The organism is Streptomyces sp. NPDC101181 (assembly GCF_044767975.1).
Lineage (GTDB): Bacteria > Actinomycetota > Actinomycetes > Streptomycetales > Streptomycetaceae > Streptomyces.
In genome coordinates, this window is record NZ_JBIWOX010000018.1 from 35553 (window position 1) to 55019 (window position 19467).

15 protein-coding genes are annotated in these 19467 nt (G+C 72.8%); 6 read left to right on the top strand and 9 right to left on the bottom strand.

The features are described 5' to 3' along the window. Positions 1 to 18 precede the first annotated feature (18 nt). Both ACIRRU_RS24085 and proP read left to right on the top strand, forming a co-directional pair. Positions 19 to 1377 carry a GH1 family beta-glucosidase gene (locus tag ACIRRU_RS24085; RefSeq protein ID WP_403683756.1) on the top strand — a complete coding sequence of 453 codons (1359 nt, stop codon included), beginning with the start codon at positions 19 to 21 and terminating at the stop codon, positions 1375 to 1377. 245 nt (positions 1378 to 1622) lie between these two features. Further along, a complete protein-coding gene (gene proP / locus ACIRRU_RS24090; protein WP_403683907.1) occupies positions 1623 to 3122 on the top strand; it encodes a glycine betaine/L-proline transporter ProP in 1500 nt (499 codons plus the stop codon). A gap of 118 nt (positions 3123 to 3240) precedes the next feature. Here the strand turns inward: proP and ACIRRU_RS24095 are convergent, their stop codons facing one another. The 3 genes from ACIRRU_RS24095 to ACIRRU_RS24105 form a co-directional block, all read right to left on the bottom strand. Then, on the bottom strand, positions 3241 to 5007 hold the full coding sequence (locus ACIRRU_RS24095; RefSeq protein ID WP_403683758.1) for a discoidin domain-containing protein: 1767 nt from the start codon (positions 5005 to 5007) through the stop codon (positions 3241 to 3243). Positions 5008 to 5183: 176 nt separating this feature from the next. Beyond that, positions 5184 to 6299: a DUF1996 domain-containing protein gene (locus ACIRRU_RS24100; RefSeq protein ID WP_403683759.1), complete on the bottom strand. Its 1116-nt coding sequence runs from the start codon at positions 6297 to 6299 to the stop codon at positions 5184 to 5186. A 334-nt stretch (positions 6300 to 6633) separates the two neighbouring features. Then, entirely contained in the window at positions 6634 to 7776 is a 1143-nt protein-coding gene (locus ACIRRU_RS24105) for a S1 family peptidase (RefSeq protein WP_403683760.1), read from the bottom strand. Between the two features lie 273 nt (positions 7777 to 8049). Between ACIRRU_RS24105 and ACIRRU_RS24110 the strand changes: the two genes are divergently transcribed. Beyond that, positions 8050 to 9081, top strand: coding sequence for an SCO7460 family lipoprotein (locus ACIRRU_RS24110; protein ID WP_403683762.1), 1032 nt, complete (start codon positions 8050 to 8052; stop codon positions 9079 to 9081). Positions 9082 to 9103: 22 nt separating this feature from the next. On the opposite strand, the gene ACIRRU_RS24115 is transcribed toward ACIRRU_RS24110, so the two are convergent. Next, positions 9104 to 10117 (bottom strand): TerC family protein, encoded by a 1014-nt coding sequence (locus tag ACIRRU_RS24115; protein ID WP_403683763.1) that lies wholly within the window; start codon positions 10115 to 10117, stop codon positions 9104 to 9106. 82 nt (positions 10118 to 10199) lie between these two features. After that, positions 10200 to 11738, bottom strand: coding sequence for a carboxylesterase/lipase family protein (locus ACIRRU_RS24120; protein ID WP_403683765.1), 1539 nt, complete (start codon positions 11736 to 11738; stop codon positions 10200 to 10202). A 385-nt stretch (positions 11739 to 12123) separates the two neighbouring features. Here ACIRRU_RS24120 and ACIRRU_RS24125 point away from each other — a divergent pair, with 385 nt between their 5' ends. The 3 genes from ACIRRU_RS24125 (at position 12124) to ACIRRU_RS24135 (ending at position 15716) form a co-directional block, all read left to right on the top strand. Continuing rightward, positions 12124 to 12684 carry a DUF5709 domain-containing protein gene (locus ACIRRU_RS24125; RefSeq protein WP_403683766.1) on the top strand — a complete coding sequence of 187 codons (561 nt, stop codon included), beginning with the start codon at positions 12124 to 12126 and terminating at the stop codon, positions 12682 to 12684. A 150-nt stretch (positions 12685 to 12834) separates the two neighbouring features. Next, the gene (gene gndA, locus ACIRRU_RS24130; protein ID WP_403683768.1) at positions 12835 to 14277 is read left to right on the top strand and encodes an NADP-dependent phosphogluconate dehydrogenase; all 1443 of its coding nucleotides are present in this window, start codon (positions 12835 to 12837) and stop codon (positions 14275 to 14277) included. 83 nt (positions 14278 to 14360) lie between these two features. Next, positions 14361 to 15716, top strand: coding sequence for a diaminopimelate decarboxylase (locus tag ACIRRU_RS24135; RefSeq protein ID WP_403683770.1), 1356 nt, complete (start codon positions 14361 to 14363; stop codon positions 15714 to 15716). Between the two features lie 627 nt (positions 15717 to 16343). On the opposite strand, the gene ACIRRU_RS24140 is transcribed toward ACIRRU_RS24135, so the two are convergent. From ACIRRU_RS24140 to ACIRRU_RS24155, 4 genes are all read right to left on the bottom strand, one after another. After that, positions 16344 to 16727, bottom strand: a complete 384-nt coding sequence (locus tag ACIRRU_RS24140; protein ID WP_403683772.1) for a GNAT family N-acetyltransferase — start codon at positions 16725 to 16727, stop codon at positions 16344 to 16346. A 56-nt stretch (positions 16728 to 16783) separates the two neighbouring features. Then, positions 16784 to 17209, bottom strand: coding sequence for an aspartate 1-decarboxylase (gene panD / locus ACIRRU_RS24145; protein ID WP_403683774.1), 426 nt, complete (start codon positions 17207 to 17209; stop codon positions 16784 to 16786). A 384-nt stretch (positions 17210 to 17593) separates the two neighbouring features. Then, a complete protein-coding gene (locus ACIRRU_RS24150; RefSeq protein ID WP_363199961.1) occupies positions 17594 to 18394 on the bottom strand; it encodes an ABC transporter permease in 801 nt (266 codons plus the stop codon). After that, positions 18391 to 19401, bottom strand: coding sequence for an ATP-binding cassette domain-containing protein (locus tag ACIRRU_RS24155; RefSeq protein ID WP_403683776.1), 1011 nt, complete (start codon positions 19399 to 19401; stop codon positions 18391 to 18393). The genes ACIRRU_RS24150 and ACIRRU_RS24155 overlap by 4 nt, the downstream gene beginning before the upstream one ends. Positions 19402 to 19467: the final 66 nt, after the last annotated feature.

The following is a 19467-nucleotide window of genomic DNA, read 5'->3' on the forward strand; positions in this document are numbered from 1 at the left end:
TCCTCGGAAAGGACGTACGTGTCCGATCTCCACGCCTTCCCGGCCGACTTCACCTGGGGTGTGGCCACCGCCGCGTACCAGATCGAGGGGGCGGTGGCCGAGGACGGCCGCTCCCCCTCCATCTGGGACACGTTCTCGCACACGCCCGGCAAGGTCGACGGCGGCGACACGGGGGACGTGGCCTGCGACCACTACCACCGGGTCGCCGAGGACATCGGGCTGATCAGCGGGCTCGGCGCGGACGCCTACCGCTTCTCGGTCGCCTGGCCGCGCGTCGTGCCCGGCGGCGACGGTCCCGTCAACAAGGCGGGCCTGGACTTCTACGACCGGCTGGTGGACCGGCTGCTGGCGGCCGGGATCACCCCGTTCGCCACGCTCTACCACTGGGACCTGCCGCAGGTGCTCCAGGACCGGGGCGGCTGGACCGTCCGGGAGACCTCCGAGCACTTCGCCGCCTACGCCGGACACGTGGTGGAGCGCCTGGGCGACCGGGTCAAGGACTGGGCGACCCTCAACGAACCGTTGTGCTCCGCGTGGATCGGACACCTGGAGGGGCGGATGGCCCCGGGGCTCACCGACCTGACGGCCGCCGTGCGCGCCTCGTACCACCTGCACCTGGGCCACGGCCTCGCGGTCCGGGCGATCCGGGCCGCCTCCTCCGGCGCCCGGGTCGGCATCGTCAACAACCTCAGCCCCGTCGAACCGGCGAGCACCCGCGAGGCCGACCTCGCCGCCGCCCGCCGCGCCGACGGCCACATCAACCGCTGGTGGCTCGACCCGGTCCTGGGACGCGGCTACCCGCAGGACATGGTGAAGCTGTACGGCGTCGACCTCCCGGTCCGGGAAGGCGACCTGGAGACCATCGCCGCGCCGCTCGACTGGCTGGGCCTCAACTACTACTTCCGCCAGGTGGTCACCGACGACCCGTCCGGGCCCGCGCCGCACGCCCGGCAGGTCTCCGTGCACGGGGCCCGGCTGACGCACATGGACTGGGAGGTCCACGCGGACGGTCTGGAGCAGTTGCTGCTGCGGCTGACTGAGGAGTACGGCGTCGAGCGCGTCTACGTCACCGAGAACGGCTCCGCCTACGACGACGTCGTGGCGGCCGACGGATCGGTCCACGACCCCGAGCGCGTCCGCTATCTGGAGGAGCACCTGGCCGCCTGCGCCCGCGCGGTGCGCAAGGGCGCGCCCCTGGCCGGATACTTCGCCTGGTCGCTGATGGACAACTTCGAGTGGGCCTACGGCTACGACAAGCGGTTCGGCCTGGTCCACGTGGACTACGCCACGCAGCGCCGTACGGTCAAGAGCAGCGGCCGCCGCTACGCGGAGCTGGTCCGGCGGCACGCGGAGCACCACGCCCCCCGCACCGCCTGACACCCGCCGGGACGCACCAGGGAAACGGCGGTCGGGCTCGCGCGTCCGGCCGCCGTCACCCGTGCGCACCACCCGGAGGGCCGGGGGTGGCCCCCAGGGCCAGAATCGGAAGCTCGGACAGCCCCGGACGCCCCGTGCTCCGCGCGGTGGCCGTCCTCGCGGGCGGAGAGGGCGGACCGATGGCCGGACCGGCACGGCGGGGGCCCGCTCCCCGGCACGGGAATGACCAGGTGGCCGTGGAGCGGATGGTCCGCACCCTCATCCGGCGGCGCAAGAAGTCCCTGCGCGAGGACGACGTCACCGTCACCGATCCCCCGAAGGTCCGGCGTGCCGTCACGGCCGCCGCTCTCGGCAACACCATGGAGTGGTTCGACTTCGGGGTCTACGCCTATCTGGCCGGGACGCTCGGCAAGGTCTTCTTCCCCGCCAGCTCGCCGGGCGCCCAGGTGGTGTCGACGTTCGCGACCTTCGCGGCGGCCTTCCTGGTGCGTCCGCTGGGCGGGCTGGTCTTCGGGCCGCTGGGCGACCGGGTGGGACGGCAGAAGGTCCTGGCGCTCACGATGATCATGATGGCGGCGAGCACCTTCGCCGTCGGGTTCCTGCCCACGTACGCGGCGGTCGGCTTCGCCGCGCCGCTGCTGCTCCTGGTCTGCCGCCTGGTGCAGGGCTTCTCCACCGGCGGGGAGTACGCGGGCGCCACGACGTACATCGCGGAGTACGCCCCCGACAAGCGGCGCGGCTTCCTCGGCAGCTGGCTCGACTTCGGCACCTTCGTGGGCTACGCGCTGGGCTCGGGGCTGGTCACCGTGCTCACCGCCGTCCTCGGCACGGACGGGATGACGGACTGGGGCTGGCGCATCCCGTTCTTCGTCGCGGGTCCGATGGGGATCATCGGACTGTACATGCGGCTCAAGCTGGAGGAGACGCCCGCCTTCAAGCGCGAGGAGGCCTCCCAGGCGTCCGCGGGACCGGGGGACGATCCGGTCGAGGAGGCCCGACAGTCGGGCAAGGGGCGGCTCAAGGAGATCTTCACGAAGCACTGGCAGGCCGTGCTCGTCTGCATGGGGCTGGTGCTGCTGTACAACGTCACGAACTACATGGTGACCTCCTACCTCCCCACGTACATGTCCTCCACCCTCGGCGAACCGGAGACCACCTCGCAGCTGCTGGTCCTCGGCACGATGCTGCTGGTGGTGCTGCTCATCACCACCGTGGGCCGGACCTCGGACCGGTGGGGCCGCCGACCGGTGTTCCTGGCCGGCAGCGTGGCCCTGATCGCACTGTCCGCCCCGGCCTTCCTGCTGATCCGGCAGGGCGGCATCCTGCTGCCCGCCCTGGGGTGCGCGGTGCTCGGCCTGCTGCTGGTCTGCTTCGCGGGGACGGCCGCCTCGACGCTGCCCGCGCTGTTCCCGACCAGGTTGCGCTACGGCGCGCTGTCCATCGCCTTCAACATCTCCGTGTCGCTGTTCGGCGGCACCACTCCCCTGTTCGCCTCCGGTCTGGTGGAGGCCACGGGGAACGAGATGGTCCCCGCGTACTACCTGATGGCGGCCGGGGTGGTCGGGCTGGTGGCCACCTTCTTCCTGCACGAGACGGCGGGGCGGCCGCTGCGCGGTTCCGGCCCGATGGTGGAGACGCCCGAGCAGGCCCGGGAGCTGGTGGCGCGGAGCCGTACCGCCGCCGGACGGCAGGCCCGCGACGTGTGGCTGCGGGTGCGGACCCTGTGGCGGGGCCCGGAGCGCTGAACGGGCGGCACGGCGGCGCCCGGGGCGGCCGCGGGGGTTCCCGCGGCCGCCCCGGGCTCACGCGCCGCGCCGGCGGCGAGGACGAGCCGGCGCGGCGGGCCGGTGGGGGCTCGGGGCGTCAGCGGCGGTAGACGCCGAACTCGTAGAGCGAGTAGCCCCAGGGGGTGCCGCGTTCGGAGGTGCTGACGCGGACGTAGCGGGCGTTGCCGGAGACCTGGATGTCGTCGATGCCGCCGTTGCCCGCGGTCTCGGTGTGGACGGTGTTCCAGTCCTGGCCGTTGGCGGAGGTCTGCACCGTGTACGCCTTGGCGTAGGCCGCCTCCCAGGCCAGCTGGACGCGGTCGAAGGAGGTGGACGCCCCCAGGTCGACCTGGATCCACTGGCGGTCGGCCCACTCACTGGCCCAGCGGGTGTCGTAGGAGCCGTCGACGGCGTTCCCCGCCGGGCACGGGCAGCCGACGCTGTCCGGCTGGAAGGAGGACGCCGTGGCGGGCCTGCCCTGGGCCACGTTCACCCCGTCGGCCGGCGGCGGGATGACCCGGAACGACTTCGTCTCGATGCCGACGTTGCCCTTCCCGTCGGTCGACTTGAGGTAGACCTTCCACACGCCGAGCCGGTCGGGGGCGGTGACCTCGAAGGTCCCGTCACCCCGGTCGGTGAACGCAGCGTCGGTCAACTGGCCGCTGTTGTCGACGTACTTGGAGTTCACCAGGACCTGGTGGGTCAGCGGGTCGCCGTCGGGGTCGGTGACGGAGGCGCGGACGGTGAACTTCCGGCCCGCCGGGACGGCGGAGGCGTTGTCGACGCTCATCGCGGTGATGACGGGCGGGGTGTTGTCGCGGGAGGTGTCCGCTCCGTACGCCTCCTTCACCGCGTAGTAGGAGAGCCGCTTCTGTCCGGCGGGGAGCAGGTTGAACCACACGCCGCCGAAGTCGTACTCGGTGCCGTAGTGGAACAGCGTGGCGCCGAGCGCCACCCCCCGGTGCCCGGTGACGCAGTCCCAGGCACGTTGGTATCCGTCGGCCTTCGCCACGTCGGTGGGCTCGTCCGGTACGCCGTTGGCGTCGTCCGGGACCTCCCACTCGCCGGCCGGACCGCCCTCGGTGACGATGTAGGGCTTGTCGTAGCCGCCGCGCTCCCAGGTGCCGCGGATGTCGCAGACGGCGTCGTAGGAGTTGACGGCGTAGAGGTCGAGGTCGGGCGCGTTCCTCTGGTAGTACGGCCAGGCCCCGGTCCAGGCGTCGGTCGAGGTGACCGGGTGGTTGGGGTCGACCGCGTGGATCTTCTTGGCGACGTCGTTGACGAAGGTGGTGTAGGCGTTCCGCTGCCGCTCCAGCTCCTCACCGCTGTAGCAGTTCTGGAGGCCGAGCACCGACTCGTTGCCCACGTTCCACATGAGGACGCCCTCATGGTCCTTGTAGGTCTCGACCCACCGGGGGAACTCGGCGAGCATGTCGTTCTTGTAGCCGGTGTCCGTCAGGTAGTTCACACAGCCGCCGCTGCCGGGCCCGCCGCCGGGCTGGAGCCAGAATCCGGCGATCACCTTGACGCCGTGCTGGGCCGCGCTGTCCAGCAGCGGCTTCGTGGTGGCGTCGGTGCCCCACGTACGGATCGTGTTGACGCCCATCGACTTCACGTCGGGCATGTACCGCCCGGCGTCCGCGACGGACGGGCCCCAGGTCAGGCCCTTCACGGTGTACGGGGCGCCGTTCACGGTCAGCTGCCAGGCTCCCTGGGAGCCGGTCACCTTCACCACGCTGCCCGCCGCCTGGGCGGCGGGGGCCGGGAGGGCGGTCGCGGCCGCGGCGAGGAGCGCGGCCAGGGCGAGACGGGCGGCCGTGGCGCCCCGGGCGCGGGGCGGCCGTCGAAGAGGGGAAAGGTTCATGGGGGAAGGGCTCCTCACGGGTGCGGGTGGAGGGGGTTGGGGCGGGAAAGACGGGGTCAGGCCCGGAGCGCGGCCGGAGAGCGCTCTCCCCGACGGGTGCGGTGAGTCCGTCGGGCAGAGCCCTCCCGGCCGGGCGGAACGGGCCCGCCGGGAGGAGCTCTCCCGGCCGCATCGGGTCAGGGCAGCTCGTAGTTCTCGTCCAGCGCCGCGCCGCGGCCCGGGTTGTTCTGGTCGTAGCCCCGGGCGTCGCACTGGAGACCGCCGACGACGCAGTGGTCGACCAGGGCGTCGAGGGTGGCGTCGTCCCAGGCGTTGAAGAAGTCGTAGTGGAAGGAGTAGCCGGGGCCGCTCGCCAGTCTCACCTGCGACATGTCCCCGTTGACCGGCCATGCCATCTTGAACTCGATCATCGGCAGGGCGACCGGGTGACTCGGCGGGCAGACGTCCTGGTTGGCCCCCGTCACCACGGGATAGGCCATGTGGGACTTGTGGTCGGGGGTGTCCAGGTACTTCCCGTCCCAGCAACTGGGCGCCTGCATCCGCAGGTTGAGCTGGGTGTCCTGGCTGGTGGGGCAGGCGGCCGGGAAGTCGTAGTTGTGGTAGCTCTCACCGCACTCGTATCCCTCGACCATGCCGGGGTGGTCGCGGAACTGCTGGGCGGTCTGCGTGGGGCTGCCGACGACGAACCGCAGCCCCTTGGGGAAGGGGCGGACCGTGCGGTAGTCGGTGACACCGGCCTTGTAGTAGATGGTCTGGGGGCCGACCGGACGGATCTCCTCGTTCCCGTCGTAGAGGGTCGGCATCCAGTACGCGGACAGGTCGCCGGGCGCACGGCACTTGGTGTCGCCGGCGCTGAGGGAGGCGGTGGTGCTGCTCGCGTTCGTGGTGTCGTTGCCCATGAACGTGTGGTCGTGCGAGGCGCCGGCCCGGCCGGGGTAGACGATCGGGTCGTCGGGGGCGGTGTGGGTCACCGAGCAGTTCGCCTGGAACTCGTGGAAGTAGGTGTGCGGCGGTATCTCGTGGGACGGCTTCACTCCGGTGACCGGCGGAACAGCCGGTATGTAGCCGTCGCCGTCGGGGTCGTCACCGAAGGCCACCGGCTTGGCGGGAGCCATCGAGTGGCCCTGCATCGCGTGGGCCGCGGCGGCGGGCCGGTCTCCGGCGGGCGGGGACGCCCCCGCCGGGGCGGCGCCCGCCGCGCCGATCGTGGTCAGCCCGAGGGCGACCAGCGCCAGGGCGGTTGCCACGATCAGGACGGACACCAGGGTGGTGCGGTTGAGTCTGGTCACCATAAGGGCCTCCATGCCGCTCTTCGTCCCTGCACATCGGGTGCACGGTGGGGGGAGTACGGGTGAGCTGGACGGTGCAGCCGGGAAGAGGCTCAGCCTCTGGGAGAGCGCTCTCCAAGGCGGTGCCAGTGTTGCGCCGGTGCTGAGAGAGTGTCAATAGCCTGTGAACGATGCACCGCGCAAAGGCTGTTGGGGGCATCGGGGGCGTCCGGGAACCTGCGGGGAACACCGGGAAACACGAGAGCGGCCCCGCCGAGGCGGGGCCGCTGGTCCACGGTACTGGTGCGCCGACGGGAGCCGCGCCGCCGGGGGAGGACGGCGGGGCGGCTCCCCCGGGTCACGCGGTGTGCAGCCTCAGCCCGTACCGGTTGAGGATCTCGTTGACGGGCTGGTACCACGTCTCGCCGCCGCTGGAGCAGTTGCCCCAGCCGCCGGAGGTGACGCCCTGGGCCTGGTCGCCGCTGATGAACGAGCCGCCGGAGTCGCCGCCCTGGGCGCAGACGCTGGTCTTGGTCATCTGGTGGACGGCGCCCTGGCTGTAGTTGACGGTCTCGTTCTTGGCGAGGACGCGGCCGCAGTGCCAGCGCGTGGTGGAGCCGGAGCGGCAGATCGAGGCGCCGACCGGGGCCTCGTTCGAGCCGCGGACCAGCTGGTCGGGGACCGTGCCCCAGCCGAGCACCACGGGAACGGTCCACCAGCCGCTGCCGACGTTGACCCAGGCGTAGTCGTCCCCGGGGAAGGAGGAGCCCTGGAAGTTGCCGATGTAGGAGTTGTCCCAGCCGCGGACCTGCTGGCCGACGCCGCCGCAGTGCCCGGCGGTGACGAAGCCGCCGTGCACGGAGAAGCCGATGGAACAGCGGACGTTGCCCGTGTAGTACGGGTCGCCGCCGACGGTCCCGGCCGCGAAGGTCTGCGGCGCCGCCGCGGTGGTCCGCACGGTGACGGGCGCGGTCTCGCGGGCCTGGGCGACGAAGGAGCGGACATCGTTGTCAGCCTGCTCGGCCTTGACGACGTTCACCACGACCCGGCTGGTCGCCGGGTCGACGTGCCAGCTGCTCACGCCGGACGGGGCCTTCAGTGCGTCGATCCGCGCCTTGGCGGCGTCCAGCTGCTTGGCCGAGTGCTGGACGAGCCGGGTGTCGGCACCGGTCGCCCGTACGGCCTCGGCCTTCTCGGCGGTGGTGACCGCGACGGTCAGCCTGCCCGTCTTCGCGTCGAGCCAGGACCCGCCGAAGGCGGCGCCCGCGGCGCGTTGGGCCTTCTTCTCCAGGGCGGTGGCGGCCTTCTCGTCGGCGAGCCGGGTGACGGCCTGTTTCTCGGTGAGGCCGAGGTCGCGCTGCATCGCGGAGAGCAGGGCGGCGGAGGCGGGGGGCTCGGCGGGGGTGGGTGCGGCGGAGGCGGACGTCGGGCCGGCGGCGGTCCAGGCGCCGAGCACCATGAGCGCGGACAGGCCGGTCCGCAGCAGGGTTGCGTGTCTCACGGGGGTGACCCTTCCTGTTGTTCCAACGACGTGGGGGTGGAACGGGAGGCGTCCGGGAGCGCGATCCGATCGAGCTTTGAGAGCGCTCTCAGATGTGCCGTTCCCGGACTGTAGCGGAGTTCCAGAGTCAGGTCCATGCCAATGACAGGGGCGGTCGTGGGGCTGGGAGGCGTCCGTACCACCGGGGTGAGTAGGCGTACTCATCCGGCCTGCCGCGACCGGTCCTACTGTCACAGGAACACCGGACAGCACCATCACGACGAGGAGCCGACCATGGCCGGATCACACCGCCGACAGTGGAGAGCCGCACTCACCGGCGTTGTGGCGGGATCGCTGGTCCTGCTGGGCGCCGGGTGCGGGGTGCTCGGCACCAAGGACGACCGGCGAGCGGCGAAGGAGCTGGCCGACAAGCACTTTCCCGGTCAGCTCCAGGTGGTCGGGGCGCGGACGCTCTTCCCCGGTCCGGGCGGCTCCGAGGTGTCCTTCGCGATGACCGGCGACCGGGACGCCGTGGTCAGGCTCCGCGTCGACGCGGACGCGGGCACCTGCGACCGGGAGGACTGCGCGGGCGCACTGGCGGAGGCGATGGAGCGCGCGCGGGCCCAGGCCGAGGACTACCGCACGCTGCGGGAGGCGTTCGACGCGTGTGGCTACGAGGTCGTCGCCCTGGGCCCGACCGGGACCCCGCCCTATGTGGTCGCCGAGTTCACGAACGCGACCGTGGCGAAGAGGCTCAGGGAGATCGGGGAGTGCGTCCAGCGCTGGGTGGCGGCGAGCGGCGCCGACAGCCCGCTCGGCCGGGCGAAGGCCACCTACGTCAACGTGGTCTCCCCCGAGGTGGCCGAACGCCGCGACCGGGGTGAGGACTCCTGGCCGACGCTGATGCGGCTGACCAGTTCGGACCTTCTGGCGTCACTTACCAAGCGCGCCTATTTCTCCGCCAGTTACGAGATCGGGGCGGGCCGGGTCGACACCACGGGCAGCGCGCGGGCCGTCCGGCCGTTCCGGGAGCGGCAGAAGTTCGGGGAGACCGTCCAGCACGCGGTGCGGGAGCGGCTGCGCGCCACCTATCCGCGGGCGGTCGTGAGCGACTACCAGTGGATCTGGCGGCTGGAACCGGGCCGGGTCGACCGGCAGAGGGGCTACGTCCTGTTCTGCCCGGAGCCGGGCCCGCGCGGACAGTGCGTCAACAGCGGTGACGCGGTCCTGGTCACCACCGACGAGCACGGCAACCCGGTGGGTGAGCTGCACGTCGTGCACGATGTCCGCGACGGGAGCGGGGCCCTGCGGCTGCCGCCGTACTGAGCGCCGGACACCCCGCGGGAGCTCACCTGCCGCCGGCGTTCCGGTCCGCTTCGGGGTGCAGTTCGTCCCCGGCGTCCGGCAACTCCTCCCGGGGTGCGGCCTCCTCGCGCTTCGCCCGTCCTCGTTCACCGCGTGTCTCGTACCAGGAGACGGCGAAGGTGACGGCGAGGACCGTGACGATGAAGGAGAGGGAAAGCCAAATGGGCACCTTGTAGACATCGGTGAGCAGCAGTTTCACGCCGATGCCCGCGAGAATTACGCCGAGTCCGGTTTGCAGTCGCCGGAATCGACGCGCGGCCCCACTGATGAGAAAATAAGCGGCGCGCATTCCGAGCAGCGAGAAGGCATTCGCGGCGAAGACGATGAAGGTGGTCTCCGTGACGGCGAAAATCGCGGGAATGCTGTCCGCCGCGAAGACGACGTCCGTCGTCTCCACCACCAGGAGCGCGGCGAAGAGCGGGGTGGCCATCAGAACCCCCCGGGAGCGGACGAAGAAGCGCTGCCCGTGCAGTTCCCGGGTGACCGGCATGATCCGCCGCAGCCCGCGCAGCACGATGTTGCGTTCGGGGCGGACCTGGGCCGCTCCGTGCCGGAGCACCTTGTACGCGGTGAGCAGCAGCAACGCGCCGAACACGTAGAGAGTGACGTGGAAGGCGTCGAGGAGGGCGGCGCCCACGGCGATGAACACACCGCGCATCAGCAGGGCGCCGACGATGCCCCACATCAGCACGCGGTGCTGGTAGCGGTCCGGGATGCCGAAGTACCCGAAGATGAGGGCGAACACGAAGATGTTGTCGACGGACAGGCTCTTCTCGATGAGATAACCCGCCAGATATTCTTCCGCAGCGACGTGCCCCTGCCACAGATGGAGAAGTCCGGCGAAGCTCAGTCCGAGGGTGATCCAGACGGCGCTCCACACGGCGGCTTCCTTGACCGGAATGACGGCGGCTTTGCGGTGGAAGACGAAGAGGTCGAGGACCAGCACGACGACGATGAAGCCGATGAGCGCGATCCAGGCAATGGGCGGCACGTCCATAGCGATTTCATGCCCTCTTTGCCGTTCCTTTAACATCGGTGCGGGTCGATTTTATGTATGCCGCGCCCGTGTACGGGGGTGCTCACGGCGGGAGCAGGGGCAGACCGGCCGCCCGCCACAGGTCCCGGAACCCGTCGCCCCGCCCCGGGTCACCACCGCGCGGCACTCCCCCGGTCTCCCCCGCCGTACGCCACACCCGCACCGCCGCCCCGGCCCCCGTGTCCGGGGTCAGCGGGTCCCAGCCCGGGTCGCCGTGAGCGGCGAAGGACGCCCAGGCGCGGGTCATGCGGCGCGACAGTTTCTCGTCCTGATCGCCGGGCGGGCCGCCGATGAGGAAGTGGACGCTCTCCTCGTGGAGGTTCCCGAAGGCGAACGGGATGTCCGCGCAGTGCCAGGCGCGCACCCGCTTCCCCCGGCCGCCCCGGCGGCGGTCGAACCGGGCGAGGTGGGCCCGGCCGCCCGCGCGGGCGTGCGCCTCGGCGAGGCGGGTGGTGTACTCCGCGAACAGCAGGTCGGAGTGGAGGGCCAGGTGGACATCGGCCACCGAGGCTCCCGGCAGCCGTGCGCGATAGCCGTCCACCAGGGGCGCGGGGAGGCCGAAGGCGGCGGCGAAAGCGCTCAGCCCGGCCTCCGTCGCGATCGTGGCGCCACCGCCGACCGCGTCCATCAGCCCGTACTCCTCCGTGGTGTGGCAGACCAGCAGCTCCACCTCGCCGCCCGCCCCGGCCGCCAGCGCCTCCAGCGGGTCGGCCGTCAGCAGGACGCCGTCGGCGACCGGGCCGTAGAGCGCGGGGTCGTAGTGGCGCTTTCCCGAGCCGGGGTCCTGCCGGTAGCGGTCCATGACCCGGTCCGAGGCGGCGACGAGGGTGTGCGGCGGGGCGAGCGGCAACGCGTCGGCGGTGGCGGGGACACCGGCGGCCGAGGCGACCTCGGCGGTGGTACGGGCCGCCTGGCTCACCGACGCGCAGGCGTTGACGGCGCTGTGCAGAACGGCACGGCGGATCAGGCCGCGCGCCCGGTCCGCCACCACCAGGCAGGCCGCCGAGGTGGCGCCCGAGGACTGCCCGGCGACCGTGACCCGGTCGGGCGAGCCGCCGAACGCGGCGATGTTGTCGCGGACCCACTCCAGGGCGGCGATCTGGTCGAGCAGCCCCCGGTTGTCGGGAAACGAGCCGCCGGGGACATGGCCGAACCCCTCGAAGCCGAGGCGGCTGTTGAGCGTGACGACGACGAGCCCCCGGGCCGCGAGCGCGGTGCCGTCGAAATCGGGCTGGGCCGAGGAGCCGAAGAGGTACGCGCCGCCGTGGAGCCAGACCAGGACGGGGAGGTCCCCGGGACCGTCGGCGGGCGTCCAGATGTTCAGCGTGAGGACGTCCTCGTCGCCGGGCGACCAGGCCGGGGCGCCCGGCAGCTCGGCCGACTGCGGAGCCACCGGCCCGAAGGCGGTGCACTCACGCGTCCCGTCCCACGGTGCGGCCGGGCGCGGTGCCCGGAACCGGAGCGCGCCGAAGGGCGGGGCGGCGTAGGGCAGGCCGAGCACGGTCACGATCTCCGGGTCCCGGGGAGAGCGCCGCCCCCTTACCCGCCCCGACCTCGTCGTGAAGACGTCCGCCCCTGCCACTCCCGCCCCCTCTCTCCGGCGACCGCTCGGTCGGCCGCCGCTCGGTCGGCCGCCGCTCGGTCGGCCGCCGGAGAGCTTCGCAGGCCGCGCGGCCGTCGCGCCAGCGCTTAATCCCTGACGATGGGCGTGCCGGGGGGGACTACGGGGTGGATGACGGGTTGTGCGCGCCGGAGTGCCGGGGGCACCGGAGAGCGGGCAGGTCCGTGGTGCCCGGGGCGCCGGGGAGCGGGCGGGTCCGCGCGCGGTGGCCGTACGTCCGGGGCGGGGCGGCTCGCCCGGCCGCCCCGCATGGGGAGCGGAGGCCGATCTTCCCTTTGCGGCCGGAGCTGGACCGGAGTGGAATTGCGTACAGGGGACCGTGGTTCCGCCGAGGAAAGGACGCGCCATGAGCGACACCGACCGGGGGGACGATGTCTACCAGCCCCAGGACCAGCCGGAGGCCTCCGACCCCACGGAGCAGCTGGGGGCCGAGGACACGCTCATGGACCCCTCCGGCACCGGCGATCCGCTGGACGAGGGCTATTCGCCGCCGGACCGGCCGTGGGCGGTCGAGGGCCGGGGCACCACCGCGACGGAGGGCCTTGCGGGTGAGTCGCTGGAGGACCGGCTGACCCGTGAGGTGCCGGAGTCCGACGGCTACCGGGGTGACGGTGTGGGTGACCTGGTGGGCGGGGACGGGGAGCTCTGGGACGACGAGGTGGGGGTCGCCCGCGCCGGTCGGCTGACCCAGCAGGCCGAGTGGAGCGTCCCGGCCACGCTCACCGCGAGCGATGTGGGCATCGACGGCGCGGCGGCGTCCGCCGAGGAAGCGGCCATGCACGTGATCCCCGATCCCGCGGAAGAGGACCCGCTCGTCGACGGCGGGGCGCTCCCCGGCCCCGGCGATGCGGACGGTCCCGGCTCCGGCGGCCCGGACGGTCCCAGCCTGGGCAGCACGCAACCCTGAGCCGCCGCCTCCCCGACACCACGACTCCCCTGGTCCCCGTCCCGCAACCCGTAAGCCCCCCGTAACCCTGAACGCACCGGGGCGCACGCGCGGCCCGCACGGCGCCCGCATACGTACACACCCCCCACCCCTCACCCCAGGAGCACAGAGATGAACGGCACCGCCCAGATCGGCGTCACCGGGCTCGCGGTCATGGGCCGCAACCTCGCCCGGAACTTCGCCCGCAACGGCTTCACCGTCGCCCTGCACAACCGCACCACCTCCCGGATGGAGGAGCTGGTCGAGGAGTTCGGCGACGAGGGAACCTTCGTCGCGACGCGGACCCCGGAGGAGTTCGTCGCCGCCCTGGAGCGGCCCCGGCGCCTGGTGATCATGGTGAAGGCCGGTGAGCCGACCGACGCGGTGATCGCGGAGTTCGCGCCGCTGCTGGAGGAGGGCGACGTCGTCATCGACGGCGGGAACGCCCACTTCGAGGACACCCGCCGCCGCGAGAAGGAGCTGCGCCGACGCGGCATCCACTTCGTCGGGGTGGGGATCTCCGGCGGTGAGGAGGGCGCGCTCCACGGGCCCAGCATCATGCCGGGCGGCTCGGCGGAGTCCTACGCGTCGCTGGGGCCCCTGCTGGAGCGGATCGCCGCGCGGGCCAAGGACGGTACGCCGTGCACCGCGCACATCGGCCCCGACGGCGCCGGGCACTTCGTGAAGATGGTCCACAACGGCATCGAGTACGCGGACATGCAGCTCATCGCGGAGGCGTACGACCTGCTGCGCGCCGTCGGCGGCTACTCCCCCGCGCAGATCGCCGACGTCTTCCGCACCTGGAACACGGGGCGGCTGGACTCGTACCTGATCGAGATCACGGCGGAGGTCCTGGCCCATACCGACGCCGCGACCGGGAAGCCCTTCGTCGACATCGTCCAGGACCGGGCCGAGCAGAAGGGAACCGGGCGCTGGACCGTGCAGATCGCGCTCGACCTCGGCGTCCCGGTCTCCGGCATCGCCGAGGCCGTCTTCGCCCGGTCGCTCTCCGGCCACACCGATCTGCGGGAGGCCTCGCGCGGTCTGCCGGGGCCGACGCCCCGGCCGCTGCGGGGCGCGGAGGCGGCGGCGTTCGCGGACCGGGTCGAACAGGCCCTGTACGCCTCGAAGGTCGTCTCCTACACGCAGGGCTTCCACCAGATCCGGGCGGGCAGTGAGCTGTACGGCTGGGACGTCGACCTCGGGGCGGTCGCCGCGATCTGGCGGGCGGGCTGCATCATCCGGGCGGCATTCCTCGACCGCATCAGGGCGGCGTACGACTCCCGCCCCGGTCTGGTCAGCCTGCTGGCGGACGAGGAGTTCGGGCGGGAGACCGGCGCGGCCCAGGACGACTGGCGGGCGGTGGTGGCGGAGGCGGTGCGCCAGGGCGTGCCGACGCCGGGTTTCGCGGCGGCGCTGGCCTACTACGACGGGCTGCGGGCGGAGCGGCTGCCCGCTGCGCTCACCCAGGGGCAGCGGGACTTCTTCGGGGCGCACACCTACCGGCGTACGGACCGGGACGGGACGTTCCACACGCTGTGGGGCGGCGACCGGTCGGAGGGTGCGGCCAGCTGACCCGCCCGGCCGGGTGTGCCCCGGGGGCTCCGGGACCGGCGTGGACGGGCGGCGGGGGGAGCGGCGGTCCGGGATGGTGGCTCATGACACAGCCGCCTCCCGCCCCTCCCGGTCCGGCACCGCCCGCCGCCTCCCGCTTCGACGCCGCCGTCCGCGCGGCCGTCGGGCAGGGGCTGCTGGGCGAGAGGGGCCCGGTCGCCGGGTTCATCGACACGGACGGCGTACGCGCCTCCGTCGCCGCCCTGCACCACGCCTTCGCGAGGGCGCCCGGGGTGCTGCACACCTTCGCGGCGAAGGCCTGCTCGCTCGTCCCGGTGCTGCGGCTGCTCGCCGCCGAGGGCATGGGGTGCGAGGTGGCGAGCCCGGGTGAGCTGCGGCTCGCCGTGGAGGCGGGGTTCGCCCCGGCCTCGATCGTGCTGGACTCCCCCGCCAAGACCCGCGAGGAGATCCGCCTCGCGCTCGCCCTCGGTGTGGCGGTGAACGCGGACAGCCTCGAAGAGCTGCGCCGCGTCGACGCCCTGCGGAACCGGGCCACGGCCTCGGTGTTCGGACTGCGCGTCAACCCGCAGGTGGGCGCCGGCTCGATCGGCCCGATGAGCACGGCGACGGACACCGCGAAGTTCGGGGTGGCGCTGCGCGACCCCGGAGCCCGCGAGGCGGTGGTGCGGGCCTTCGCGGACCGGCCGTGGCTGACCCGGCTGCACACCCATGTCGGCTCGCAGGGCTGCCCGTTGGAGCTGATCGCGGCCGGGGTGGCCCGGACGTACGAGCTGGCCGAGGAGATCAACGCGACGCTCGGCACCCGACAGGTCACCAGCCTCGACATCGGCGGCGGCCTGCCGGTCAACTTCACCGACGAGACGGTGCGCCCCGGCTACGCCGATTACGTGACGGCGCTCGCCGGGGCCGCCCCCGGCCTCTTCTCCGGGCGCTACGGGCTGGTGACCGAGTTCGGACGGTCGCTGCTGGCGAAGAACGGGTTCATCGGGGCCCGGGTGGAGTACACCAAGGACGCCGGGGCCCGCCGGATCGCGCTCCCCCACGCGGGTGCGCAGACCGCGACCCGTACGGTGCTCATGCCCGGGGACTGGCCGCTGCGGATCGGAGCGTTCGGCCCGGACGGGGCGCCCAAGTCCGGTCCGGTGCTGGCGCAGGACATCGCGGGCCCGTGCTGCTTCGCGGGCGATGTGGTGGCGTACGGGAGGGAGCTTCCGGAACTGACCGAGGGCGATGTGGTGGTGCTGTACGACACGGGGGCGTACTACTTCTCCACCCCGTGGGCGTACAACAGCCTGCCGCGGCCCGCGGTGTACGGGTTCCGGAGCGCCGGACCGGACGGGGCGGTGGTGTTCGCGACGGTGCGGGACGCCCAGACGATGGACGCGATCGCCGCGGAGAGCGGTCTCGCGCACGCGGACGCGCTGCTCCTCGGGGGCTGACCTCCGGGCGCCCTGTTCTCGCCATGCTCGCCGATCCGTCTCGCGGGGGCCATCGGCCCGAGGGAGCGCGGAGCCCGCCCCGATCAGCGGAGGCGGGCCCCCGGGCGGCGGGCGGGGTGTCACGGCCGGGACCCCGAAGACGCCCCCGCGCGGCCCGGCGCCACGGGTCCCCGCCCTGGACCCCACCACGGCGGGCGGGGCCTCACACAGGGACCGGACGTGGGCGCGCGACGAAGGCCCCGCGGCGGCCGGCGCGCACGAGATCCGGGCGAGGTGCGTCCTCAGGTCCCCGCGGGCTGCGGCTCGGGCTCCGGGGCCGGTACGGGGTCCGGGCCGGGCGGCTGCGGGATGGGGTCCGGCGTCGGACCGGGCGGCACGGGCGCGGGCCCCGGCGGCGTCGGGCTCGGCACCGGGGTGGGCGGACCCGGCGCGGGCGGAGGCGTCGGGGCAGGCGGTACGGGGTCGGGGTACGGGTGGGTCATACGAACCTCCACAACGACACGAAACGGACAGATGGAGCTTTCCTCCACCGTCTCCCGGTGCGGCTGCCCGCGCCCGCCGAGTCCACACGTGAACGAGGGCGGCGACCAGGACCCCCTGCGGCCTCGTCCGCCGCCACCGCGGTGCTCAGAACAGCTCGGGGTGCTTCCTGAGCTGCCGCTTCGCCTCCCGGACCAGCTCCTCCGGCGCCTCGGGGGCCGCCTCGGGATGGCGCCGCGCCCACGTCGCGGCGTACGGGCAGAGCGGTACGACGGGAACGCCGTCGCGGGCGGCCAGGGCGTAGAACTCCCGGACGAGCGCCCCGGCGACGCCCTTGCCCTCGTGCTCGGGGCGGACGACGGTGTGCACCGCGACCAGCGCACCCGGGGCGGGCTCCATGACGAAGTACGCGATGCTCCCGGCGGGCTCGCCCGCCACGTAGGCCGTGAGAGCGCCGTGCTCCCGGTCGTCCTTGATCTCCGGGGGCGTGTTCCCCGTTGGGGTGTCCTCCGCGGGCGTGTTCTCCGTCATGGCTGATGCTCCCTCGCTCGTGATCCCGGACGCGCCCCCGCCCGGGTGGGGCGGCCTCAGCCGCCCGCGACGACAGCGTGCGGGCTCCGCTCGGTGCGGGTCCCGGGCACCGGCGCCGAGGCGTCCGCGCCGAGCGCCACGATCCGGTTGTCCGCGTCCACGTGCACGACCCGCGGCACCAGGGAACGCGCCTCGGCGTCGTCGACCTGGGCGTAGCTGATCAGGATGACCAGATCGCCGGGGTGCACGAGGTGTGCGGCGGCGCCGTTGATCCCGATGACTCCGGAGCCGCGCTCGCCCTCGATGACGTAGGTCTCCAAACGGGCGCCGTTGTCGATGTCAACGATATGGACCAGCTCGCCGGGCAGCAGGTCGGCCGCGTCCATCAGCTCGGCGTCGATCGTCACGGAACCGACGTAGTGCAGGTCGGCCTGGGTGACGGTGGCGCGGTGGATCTTGGACTTGAACATGGTGCGCAACATGGACGAACTCCCGTTTTTCGGCTCCCTGCCTGCGTACGTGCAGGTCAAGGGCTGTTTACCGACTCTACAACGCGTCGCGTGCCGGGCGGCGTTCCCCTGGGTCTTCAGGACTCAGGCTGACCACTTGCGGACCTCGCTGACTTTGCTGGCGCTTCGCCGGATGACACGGGGCGCCTCCTGGCGACCATCGGGCCGAACGAGGAGTCACCTCCTGACGGCACCGCGCGCGGTGGTCCGTCCAGGTCAAAGCGCCTGGCTACCTGTGGGGGCGCGTGGACGACGGCGCGCCCTGGCCGGCGCTCGACCTGGGGGACGTCGGGAGCGGGGCGCCCTGGCGGGTGAGAGTGCGGGCGAAGAGGTCACTGAGTCCGGAGACCGCTCGGCTCAGCCGAGCGTGATGCGCCGGAAACGGATCAGCGCGAGGAGCATGAAGACGCCGGTGATGAGGACGGCGCAGGCCGTGGCGTAAGGGAGCGCGTGTACGACGGGCCAGGCGTCGCTCGCGGGCAGGCCGGCCGGAGGCGGGTTGCCGAAGAGGTCGCGGACCGCGGTGGCCGTGGCGGAGACCGGGTTCCACTCCGCCACGGTACGCAGGGGGCCGGGCATGGTGTGCGGGGAGACGAACGCCGCGGAGACGAAGGTCACCGGGAAGAGCCAGATCAGCCCCGCGCTCTGGGCCACCTCGACGCTGCGGGCCATCAGCCCGATCGCCGCCCCCACCCAGGACATGGCGAAGGCGAAGAGCAGGATCAGCAGGTAGGCCGCGAGCGCCTCGGTGGGTGAGGCGCTGATGCGCCAGCCGACCAGCAGACCGCACAGGGAGGTGACGACGAGGGTGATGGCACTCATGGTCAGGTCGGAGAGGGTGCGTCCCAGCAGCACGGCCATGGCGGGCATCGGGAGGGAGCGGAAGCGGTCCACGATGCCCTTGTCCATGTCGTTGGCCAGGCCGAGGGCGGTGAAGGCGGAGTTGAAGGTGACGGCCTGGGCGAAGATGCCGCCCATGAGGAAGGTACGGTACTCGGCTCCGCCGAGGCTGCCGCCGAAGACGTAGGCGAGCAGCAGGACGAACATCACCGGCTGCACGAGCGCCGCGATGACCGATCCGGGCGTCCGGCGCAGGTTCAGCAGATTGCGCCAGGCGATGATGGAGGAGTCGCGGCCCAGCCGCTGGACGGTGGTCATCGGGCACCTCCGCCGACCGCCGCGACGCCCGGAGAGGGCGCTGCCTCGTCGGGTGCGGGGGTCCGGCCGGTGAGAGAGAGGAAGACGTCGTCCAGCGTCGGCGGTGCCAGCTCCACGTCCTGGACGGTGATCCCGGCCAGCCGCAGACAGCCCAGGGCGTACTCCAGGCTCCGTGCGCCGTGGTCGGTGGCGACCGTCAGGCGTCCGGTGCGCTGGTCGAGGTCGGGAAAGTGGTCGCCGAGCGTGGCCAGGATCTCCGTAGCGGTGCGGCGGTTCCGGGGGTCGGCGACGGTGAGTGAGAGGCGCTCGCCGCCCACGCGCGCCTTGAGCTGGGCGGCGGAGCCACGGGCGACCACGGTGCCGCTCTCGATGACGACGATGGCGTCGGCCAACTGGTCGGCCTCCTCCAGGTACTGGGTGGTGAGCAGCACGGTCGTGCCGTCGGCCACCAGGTTCCTGACGGCCTGCCAGGTGTCCGCCCGTCCTCGGGGGTCGAGCCCTGTGGTGGGCTCGTCCAGGACCACCACCGGCGGCCGCGCCACCAGGGCGCCGGCCAGGTCCAGACGTCTGCGCATTCCCCCGGAGTACGTTTTGCTCGGCAGGTCGGCCGCGTCCTTCAGGTCGAAGTCGCCGAGCAGTTGTGCGGCCCGGCGGCGGGCCGCGTGCCGGCCGAATCCGTAGAGCCGTGCGACCAGGTAGAGGTTCTCCCGCCCGGTGAGTTTCTCGTCGACGGCGGCGTACTGCCCGGAGAGCCCGAGGTCGCGGCGTACGGCCTCCGGGGCGGCGAGGACGTCGTGACCGGCCATCCAGGCGCGGCCGCCGTCCGGTCGCAGCAGTGTGGAAAGGATTCTGACCGTGGTGGTCTTGCCCGCGCCGTTCGGGCCGAGGACCCCCAGCACGGTGCCGGGGGCCGCTTCCAGGTCCACACCGGCCAGCGCCTGCTTCTTCCCGAAGCGTTTGGTGAGTCCTTCGGCGCGTATGGCCGGGCGGGTCGGAGGGGAGGTCATCGACGCCTCTCTCAGGTGGGTGCTCAGGACGGGGGCCAGGCGCGGCCCGTGCGGGGGCGGGGCCGG